General features: G+C 33.6%; 9 protein-coding genes. 3 read left to right on the top strand and 6 right to left on the bottom strand.

The genetic code is table 11. From position 1 onward, the window contains the following. Positions 1-552 precede the first annotated feature (552 nt). On the top strand, positions 553-1,500 hold the full coding sequence (locus tag ACTYA4_RS21960; protein ID WP_445505870.1) for a hypothetical protein: 948 nt from the start codon (positions 553-555) through the stop codon (positions 1,498-1,500). Positions 1,501-1,540: 40 nt separating this feature from the next. Here ACTYA4_RS21960 and ACTYA4_RS21955 read toward each other — a convergent pair whose 3' ends face one another. Continuing rightward, complete coding sequence (locus ACTYA4_RS21955) at positions 1,541-1,711, bottom strand: hypothetical protein (protein ID WP_445505869.1); 171 nt, start codon at positions 1,709-1,711, stop codon at positions 1,541-1,543. A gap of 135 nt (positions 1,712-1,846) precedes the next feature. Here ACTYA4_RS21955 and ACTYA4_RS21950 point away from each other — a divergent pair, with 135 nt between their 5' ends. After that, a complete protein-coding gene (locus tag ACTYA4_RS21950) occupies positions 1,847-2,995 on the top strand; it encodes a S8 family peptidase (protein WP_445505868.1) in 1,149 nt (382 codons plus the stop codon). Positions 2,996-3,580: 585 nt separating this feature from the next. Here the strand turns inward: ACTYA4_RS21950 and ACTYA4_RS21945 are convergent. The 4 genes from ACTYA4_RS21945 to ACTYA4_RS21930 form a co-directional block, all read right to left on the bottom strand. Next, complete coding sequence (locus ACTYA4_RS21945; protein WP_445505867.1) at positions 3,581-4,204, bottom strand: MarR family transcriptional regulator; 624 nt, start codon at positions 4,202-4,204, stop codon at positions 3,581-3,583. Between the two features lie 185 nt (positions 4,205-4,389). Then, complete coding sequence (locus ACTYA4_RS21940) at positions 4,390-4,521, bottom strand: DUF3967 domain-containing protein (RefSeq protein WP_445505866.1); 132 nt, start codon at positions 4,519-4,521, stop codon at positions 4,390-4,392. 2 nt (positions 4,522-4,523) lie between these two features. After that, a complete protein-coding gene (locus ACTYA4_RS21935) occupies positions 4,524-4,766 on the bottom strand; it encodes a hypothetical protein (protein ID WP_445505865.1) in 243 nt (80 codons plus the stop codon). Positions 4,767-4,983: 217 nt separating this feature from the next. Further along, positions 4,984-5,508 carry a MerR family transcriptional regulator gene (locus ACTYA4_RS21930; RefSeq protein ID WP_445505864.1) on the bottom strand — a complete coding sequence of 175 codons (525 nt, stop codon included), beginning with the start codon at positions 5,506-5,508 and terminating at the stop codon, positions 4,984-4,986. Positions 5,509-6,025: 517 nt separating this feature from the next. Here ACTYA4_RS21930 and ACTYA4_RS21925 point away from each other — a divergent pair. Further along, on the top strand, positions 6,026-6,487 hold the full coding sequence (locus ACTYA4_RS21925; RefSeq protein ID WP_445505863.1) for a replication/maintenance protein RepL: 462 nt from the start codon (positions 6,026-6,028) through the stop codon (positions 6,485-6,487). A gap of 54 nt (positions 6,488-6,541) precedes the next feature. On the opposite strand, the gene ACTYA4_RS21920 is transcribed toward ACTYA4_RS21925, so the two are convergent. Continuing rightward, the gene (locus tag ACTYA4_RS21920; protein ID WP_445505862.1) at positions 6,542-7,966 is read right to left on the bottom strand and encodes a plasmid recombination protein; all 1,425 of its coding nucleotides are present in this window, start codon (positions 7,964-7,966) and stop codon (positions 6,542-6,544) included. Between the last annotated feature and the right edge of the window lie 386 nt (positions 7,967-8,352).

Here is an 8,352-nt window from a genome sequence, read left to right as displayed (position 1 = left end):
ATCCCTTTTAAGAGGTCACCCCTTGTTTAAATACCTTTAGTTGCCTTAAAAGCAACAGAGACGCCTTTAAGGCGTTCTACAGCATTAGTATGATGTTATTAAACTTTTATTTAGATTTTTGTTTTGCTCTTTCTCTCGAAGAAAAACTGACCATAATACATCTTTTTTGTCAATTTGATAAAAAGGTAGGATCCAAGAGAAAAACGAAGTAATCACAAGTTTTGCTTTTAGATTATAGAGACTGTTTTTTCGTTATTTCCCAAACGCAAAAAGGCGGAATTTGCCCAAATATGGACGAATTCCGCCTTTTTATTTTTTCGCTGCTTCTCATAAGACTCATTATGTTAACTAATAGAAATAATTTATAAGATGAATATTTTTTAATATCCATAAATAATTTGATTCACCATAATATTCCTTAACCATTCCTAAACCTGTTGTATAACAATTACTAGTTTTTAACAAAAAATACATTAATAAGTTTTTTGTATTAAATCTATGTTACTATAATTAGGTAAATTAGAATATTATTTGAATTAGGGGGAATTTTTAGTGAAAAGTAAATTTTTTTCAATTGCTTTGCTCATCCTAGTATTATCAATCTTTGGATCAGCTGGAGCTTCAGCAAAAGAGAAAGATGAAGGAAAAGTAGTAAAGAACAAAAATAATTTAGAATTAACAGTCGAAGAATTTAATAATTTAATATCTTTAGGTTTTACAAAAGAAGATATTGAAAATATGGATAAAGAAGAATTTGATTTGAATAAAAATTTAAAAGGTAAAGTAATAGGTTCAACTACTCAATACTTGAAAATAACTGAACCGATTCAATCTAAATTATCAACACAAGAAAACACTTCACCAAAACCAACTATAGTAAATTTGGATGAACAAACTTATTATGAAGAACTAGCTAAAGAAAATGAATCAACTGGATCTGTTTCAAAATCTGCAAGTGATTCTACAAGTACTTCATATAAAAAAATGACAACTTCAATCATTTACTTATCCTATAATAATTATCGTTTAAAAAATAATGTAAATTGGGATAAAATTCCATTTTATACATATGTTGATGTAACAGGTGTTGGAATTAATCAATCATATTGGGCACCAAATCCTAATACTCAATATGGAAAACAAAATTGGAAAACGTGGAGCTATTGCAACGGGTACCAATATGGAAGTGCTGAATATTCTACAGGTAGCTCAAAATGGGAAAAAGGTGCTGGCGGTTATTCGTTAAGAATAAATCTTCCAAACACTGAAACTTATGGAGGATGTGCCGCTGATAAAGTAGAAGATTTATCCAGTTATATGTATTATAGCGTTAGTCCATTAACATCAACAAATAGACTTGATGCTTATGGTCATTATGCACATCAAGAAGCAAACTACACACTTGTACCAGGTATTAGTCTATCAGGAATTTCATTTAGTGTATCACCAAGTTCAAAATTTTCATTACATCCGAATACACATGTTTTAGTATGGAAGTAAAAAAGAAAGCTTTCCAAATTTAATGGAAAGCTTTTCTTTTTTACTTCTTAATTAAATCTTTTAATCCACTAATCAAATAAACTACACCTGTTAAAAAGAATAAAAAAATGACAATATACATAGTTTCTGACTTGTAAAAGCCATCAAATCCCTGCAAATAATAAAATAAAAATCCAAACGATATATATATAGATGCTGTTACATGTTTCAAAAACTTCAACTCCTTAGAGTAAGTAGAATATATATAAAATTTCATTAAGTATTTTGAATTTAAAGCATTTTTTAATTAAAAACAATAAATTTAAATAAATAGTAATTTAATTTTTTTAAGGAGACATCTATTCACATGAAGAAAATTTTATCTTTATTAAGTATTTTAATTTTGTTTATTACTTTCATTAATCCAGAGATCAGTGAAGCTGAAACTACTAAGAAATCTTATTTAATTAGTTTTAACAACGATATTAATGAGAAACTTATTCATAAACATGGTGGTAATATAAAGAAAAAATATAAGTTTATACCAGTAGTTTCTGCCAACTTAACCGATAAGGCAGTACAAGCTTTATCTAAAAATCCTAATATCTCCTATATAGAAAAGGATGCGCAAGTACATGCTATGGGTCAAGAAATAGGTTGGGGTATACCACATATCAACGCTGATGATGTTAATCAGCTAGGTGGTACAGGAAATGGAGTTAAAATTGGTGTAATGGATACTGGTATTGATTATACTCATGAGGACCTTAAAGTAGTCGGTGGAGAAACGTTTATTGAAGGAACTTCTGATTATATGGATGATAATGGTCACGGTTCTCATGTAGCAGGGATTATTTCTGCACTAAATAATAATATAGGTATGTTGGGAGTAGCTTCTGAAGCAGATCTTTATGCAATTAAGGTTTTAAATCAAAATGGAGATGGTAACTATAGTGATGTAATCGCAGGAATTGAGTGGGCAATTTTAAACAATATTAACATTATTAATATGAGTTTTGGAAGCAATAGTGAGTCACTTGCTTTACAGAATGCCTTAGATAAAGCATATAATGGAGGTACTCTTATTGTTTCTTCAGCAGGAAATAATGGATACAGTAAAAAAGGAAGTATTACATATCCAGCTAAATATAGTTCAGTTATATCTGTAGGAGCTGTGAATCAAAATAACTATAAAGCTGAATTCTCTAGTGTAGGGAAAGAGCTTGAGTTAGTTGCTCCAGGGGTTCAAATAAATAGTACAGTACCTGGAGGTTATGCTATTTATGACGGAACTTCTATGGCAGCTCCATATGTATCGAGTGTAGGAGCCTTGTTAATACAGTTAAAACCTGACCTTTCAAACATTGAGATTAGAGAGATTTTAAATAAAACTTCCAAACCTTTAGGTAATTCGTTTTCATATGGAAATGGATTAATAGATGCTTTCAACGCTATTAATTACGTAAATACAAATGAAAGAACAAATAGTAACACTAAAGAAAATAAAAAAAATTAGATGTAATAAATTGTTGATTCTATCCCTAAATAAATATTTTTAACAAATCTAGTCTTGTTAAACTCATTAGTAGCATAAAAACAAGCCTAAATCCTTTTTAAAATAAGGATTTAGGCTTGTTTTTGGTTTTCCCTCTTATCAGGCATTGGCTCAGGAGGCTGGGGTGAATTGGCGAAAGCCAAGAGGGGCTAGTCCCTTTATAGCGTCTCTATATATAACAAATGATGTAATAAAGAACGGTTGCACTGGCGGTTTTGCAGGCTATACTAGCTGTCAGCGAACGAGCGGTATCTATATCTCATCAGTATATCGGTCGTTCGGCGACGTAAACGAAGCCTGCAAAATTTCGGAATGCAAGGGGGAAAGGGTGGAGATTTTTCAGCGAAGCGATTTGAAAAATACTACCCGAACCTTGCATGGAGAAAAGCCCTTATATAGAGAGTGAGAGTATAATAACTATTAAAAGGTTAATAAAAGTTGATATACCAATAGTTTTAGAGATTTAGCACCGTATCAAAAATGATACGGTACCGTATTATTTTTGATACGGTGAGAAAATAAAAAAAGAGCCATTAAAGGCTCTAATTAAAATAATTTTTGAGGTAAGTTTTTTAATATTAAATTAGCCTTCATTTGTTTTTTAAACATTAAGACTAGATGTTCTTCTACATCATCTTTATCACCCACATAAATAATATTTGGATTAACAAATAGCACATAATCTTTTGCTTGGTTTACATTATTAGTATCACCAGAAATAGCTTTGGCAAGGATTCCTTTCTTAATTAAAGCATTTACTACTCTACTAATTTTTGTTCGTGATGTATTTAAACAGTCAGCTAAACCCTGAATTGTTAAAGCATTGGCAGGCTTTTTCATTATGTCATCTACAATAGCATTTGAGTGCATACTGATATTTGATTGAATATCAGTTAAAAAAACCTTTTCTTCACTGGTTAAATACTTTTCACGTCTTAAAAATTCCCAATTTTTCTGCAAGAATTGAGCAAACCTCACTTTCGATTGTGGTGAGCGTTTAGTCCCTATGTAAAGTTCTTTCCCAGTAGCCTTACTTAATAATTCCATAGCATTCTCAATTAAATCTTGTGGAATGCCTCCATGATCTAAAGCATATTGAAGTCTTTCTAAATCAAAATCTTTTTTTCTAGCATTTTTTTCAGATTTATCAAAGTCTACAACTTTTGCCATAAATAATTCTCTCCCTTTGTGTGGAAGGAATTAACCTGTATGTGATAGAATAAAATTATAAATAATTAAATAAAGGTTAATCCCAACCTTTTTGATACGAGAGAACCGCCTAGCCGACCAAAGCATAGGGCGGTTTTTCTCGTTCTAGTAAATTATAACAAACTTATAGAGTAAAGGCATTTTTCTCAAAACAGTTTCCACCACTTCTTTTTTTGAGTGGCTGCAAGTTGTTTTTTTGTTTCTTGTAATTCTCTAACTTCTAAAAGACTAAAAATCCATCCTTCTAAAATTAAAGGATGGATTTTTTTTAATAACAATATTAAAAAATAATTATTAATATAACAGACAATAAAACAAATAAAATCAATAATGAAATAAACAAATAACCTGCAATTCTAACAAATTTGGGAAAAGAACGGATATTATAGTTTTTTATTCCTATTTTATCACCTGTTGCTTTCTGTGCATTCGCAAATTCTTCTGGAACAAAAACCTCATCATCATTTAACATATACTCGTCATCTTGTTTTTGAGTTTCATGTTTTTTTATCGTTCCCACCACTTTCAGCACTCATTATGTTAACTAGATATTGTAATTTTAAAAATTATTTTATTAGTTGCAAATCTTTTAATACTTTCATTTTCATAGCTTTAAAAAACATTGTTTTAAGTGTTTCATTTACATTATCTTTATCACCTATGAAGGCTCAAATCGTAAAAAAACTCGCCGCCGCAAGCGTAAGTTAATAATAACAAAAATGAGCCGGAAATACATTTTTTTATTTTGAAAAGATTTTACCCCACCATGATTTTTTTGCTTCTTTTTCTTCTTGTGCAGCTGCAATCTCCAATCGCCTTTCTTCCATTGATCGATTCAGCTGTTGAGTTAATATTCGATCTCTTTTTTCTACAACATCATTCAATTTGGCTTCAAATGCTTTGAACATAGATTCTCGTTCCTTTTCGATTGCTTGTTCGATCATGGATTGTAATTCCTCTTTTGATATCGCAATTTGAACGCCCTTTTGTTGATGAACGTCTAGCGTTTGTTCTAGCTCTTTATTGTTGATATACTTGGATGCAATCTTCGTGCATGCGTTTACCATTGGTACTTTTTCGCTTATCATTTTTTGTAATTGTCTTAATGCAACAATATCGCGTTTATAATAAATTCGCTGTTCTTTTTCATTGCGTTCAAACACATACCCCTGTTTTTCTAACTCGATCGACCAACGCCGCAATGTATTGGCATTGATGTTTAAAAGTTCACTAACTTCTTTAGAAAATGATCCATATTCGTTCATACCGTGTTCACCTCGTTTATGATAATAATTCTAGGTATTCAAAAAAAACCCTTGTTTTAGGGTAAAGGCGAAGGCAGGGTTTGGGGGTTCTCCTAAGGTTTTTAGCGTGAAATTATATGGAAAAAGAGATTATTTTGAGTTCGGAAGAGCTGGCGGTTTTGGCGGTACAATGGCACGAGCAAGCCGATTATCGAAGTTCCTTATTTTAATTACGTCGGCTTGGCGACAGTTCAGAACCGCCAAAATTTCGGCATGCAAGGGGGAAAGGGTGGAGATTTTTTTGGCGTAGCGAACCCGAAGGGCAAAAAATACTACCCGAACCTTGCATGGAGAAAAGCCCCTTTGGATATAGAAGAGAGCTATTTTTATAAAAAGGTAGACTAAACCATTGATATTACTAGATTTTTTGAGTTTTTAGCACTTAACTATAGCGACCACTTAAGTATTTTTAAGTGTAAATAAATATTAAATTTAGTTGTTACTAAATTTATAGTTAAGTGTGAAGGGAGGGAAAAATTTGGACAAGAATATGGAGTATCACGCTGATACACAAACATTATTGGGGAAAAAATCAAAAACATACATCGATACAGAGACCGGTGAAAAAATTCATGCAGAACAAATAACCAAAAGAGCATATGGTCAAAAGCAATTTTGGAAGGTTTATTTAATGGATTTTTTACACATTCTAGGGCTAGCAGATTCAAAGCAAGTTGATGTATTGGTGTACATACTCGAAAACACAGAACAAGCCAATAACACCTTTGTAGGAACTTATAAAAAGATTGCTAAAGAAGCTAGCGTTTCAGAGCCTACTATTGCTAAAATAATGAAGAAGCTACAAGAAAATAACTTTATAACAAAAGTTCAAAATGGTGTTTGGCAGATCTCTCCAAACATCATGATGAAGGGTTCTGATCATAAAAAAAGCTTGCTCTTAAATTACTATGACGATAGTAAAAAGCAAGAGAACGAATAAAGTGCGATTGCAAGGCATTTTATTCAAAAGCCCCTGTTTTTACAGGGGCTTTTTTTATAGCTCCATTCCATTATCCCAACTGCGCCTTTTCAATTTTCTTTCATGTTCTTTATCCTGCTCAATAGATTTATTTACGTCTTTAACTAAATTAAGCTTTTGAGCAAGAGAATTCACCAAATCAAACGCTTTTGGAGCGTTCTCTTTAATAAAGTCAACGCACTTGGACTTAAATTGCTTAAGACGCTGCGTTAAATCTTTAATCTGTTCTTGCTGCTGTTTAATGAGTACGTCCTTTTCCTGATGACGACATTCAGATAACTCCAAAGCCTTTTTCACCTTCTCATGATCGACTTTCAAAACGAAATCCTCCGTTTGAGCCGGAATTGCCTGTTTAGCCTTATCCAATTCCACAGAAAGATAATGATTAGTAACGTTTGCTTCGTTCAATTTTTCTGCAATCACATTAAAGTTTTTAGCTAAAACCTCATGTTTCTTTAGAGCAGTCTTTTGACTAGCCATCATTTTCTCATAATCATCTACTCTGATTTTGATATACCTTCCAAGAAGGTCCGTGTTAGTCTCCGGTTTATAAATTTTCTTGACCTCTGGAGCCTTATATTGGGGCTGATTGGCGAGTTTCTCTGTTTTCTCCGTTAAACCCCTTCCACGCTCTTTAAATTCCCTTACAACAGCCCTCTGAGCTTCATATTCGGCCTGTAAGGCATCTTTAGAAGAATGAAGATCATTTATATCAGAAACAGCCTTTTTCATCTCCTGACGCCTTTGAATCCCTTCTGCTTCCAGTTGATTAAGTGCCTCCTTCGCTTCCTTAAATTGAGGAACCTTCATGTACTTATGAGAACCGACATTGGCCCTTTCAAACTCTGGAATATGAGCCTTCACCAGTTCCTCAATACGTGCTGTCTCATGCTCACGCCAATGTTTGATAAGCTCTGTTCCTTTCCCTTCAATGCCTTGTTGTTGTAAGGCTTTATCCATACCGACACGCCTTGTCAGTCCTCTTTTACTTTCAAAATTCGGAACGTAATTGATATGCAAATGGGGATTAGCTTCGTCATCATGCAGCACCATGTTGTAGATTGCTAGATTCAGATTTCTTTCTTGAAATTCCTCTGCATACTGCACCAGTGCCGATTTCTTCGCCATACGGTATTCCTCACCATCTTTCCCCTCACCGATAGCAACAATCAGCTCTCTCTGTTCATGTGTTTTACTATCATTTCGGATTTTCTCGTAATAATCCTCAATCTTGCGGTCTTTCCTACTTTGCTTCGCATTGTAGGCTTCCACCGCTTCACTAAATGTGTCCTTATAAACCTCTCGAATATCCTTTTGCACGAAATAAATATTCTCATTTAACCTGGACTGATCGATGCCAGGATTTCCATAAATATTTTCTCGGTTATTATGTGCCATATTGCTTTTGTGAGATTGATTAAATGAGATAGAAGCCAACATAAAATATCACCACTCCGCCCAAAATTATTGATAAACTAAGTCTAGCAGAGCGACAACGTTTGTCAATAAAAGTAACCCTATACGTGTTTTGTCACTACGTTACAAAACACATAGGGCTCTGCGAGGCTTTTCGGCTTCGCCGAGCCATGCTACGCATGGCAAAGACCTTGGGGTTTCGCCCCCAAACGACGACCAACGTAAGCACGTTGGATCGCAGCAATCGAACTCCCCAACCCCTCAACTCCTTGAGGGGCTCCCTCGCCGGTTGGCAGGTCAAAACAAAGGTTTTGACAATGCCAAGAGGGTTCGGGTGTAGTGAGTCTATCAACTCCTTAATGCTCCCTCCGGTCCGCTTACCGTTGACAGACGCCATATAAGGCTCGTAT

Source organism: Niallia yueguangensis, from assembly GCF_052663115.1.
This window is presented reverse-complemented; position numbering and strand designations above follow the sequence as displayed.

What these genes read in the sequence shown, in the direction of transcription:
- ACTYA4_RS21950 (WP_445505868.1), top strand. Translation starts at nt 1,847, where the DNA reads ATGAAGAAAATTTTATCTTTATTAAGTATTTTAATTTTGTTTATTACT.
- ACTYA4_RS21945 (WP_445505867.1), bottom strand. Translation starts at nt 4,204, where the DNA reads ATGGCAAAAGTTGTAGACTTTGATAAATCTGAAAAAAATGCTAGAAAA.
- ACTYA4_RS21930 (WP_445505864.1), bottom strand. Translation starts at nt 5,508, where the DNA reads ATGAACGAATATGGATCATTTTCTAAAGAAGTTAGTGAACTTTTAAAC.
- ACTYA4_RS21920 (WP_445505862.1), bottom strand. Translation starts at nt 7,966, where the DNA reads ATGTTGGCTTCTATCTCATTTAATCAATCTCACAAAAGCAATATGGCA.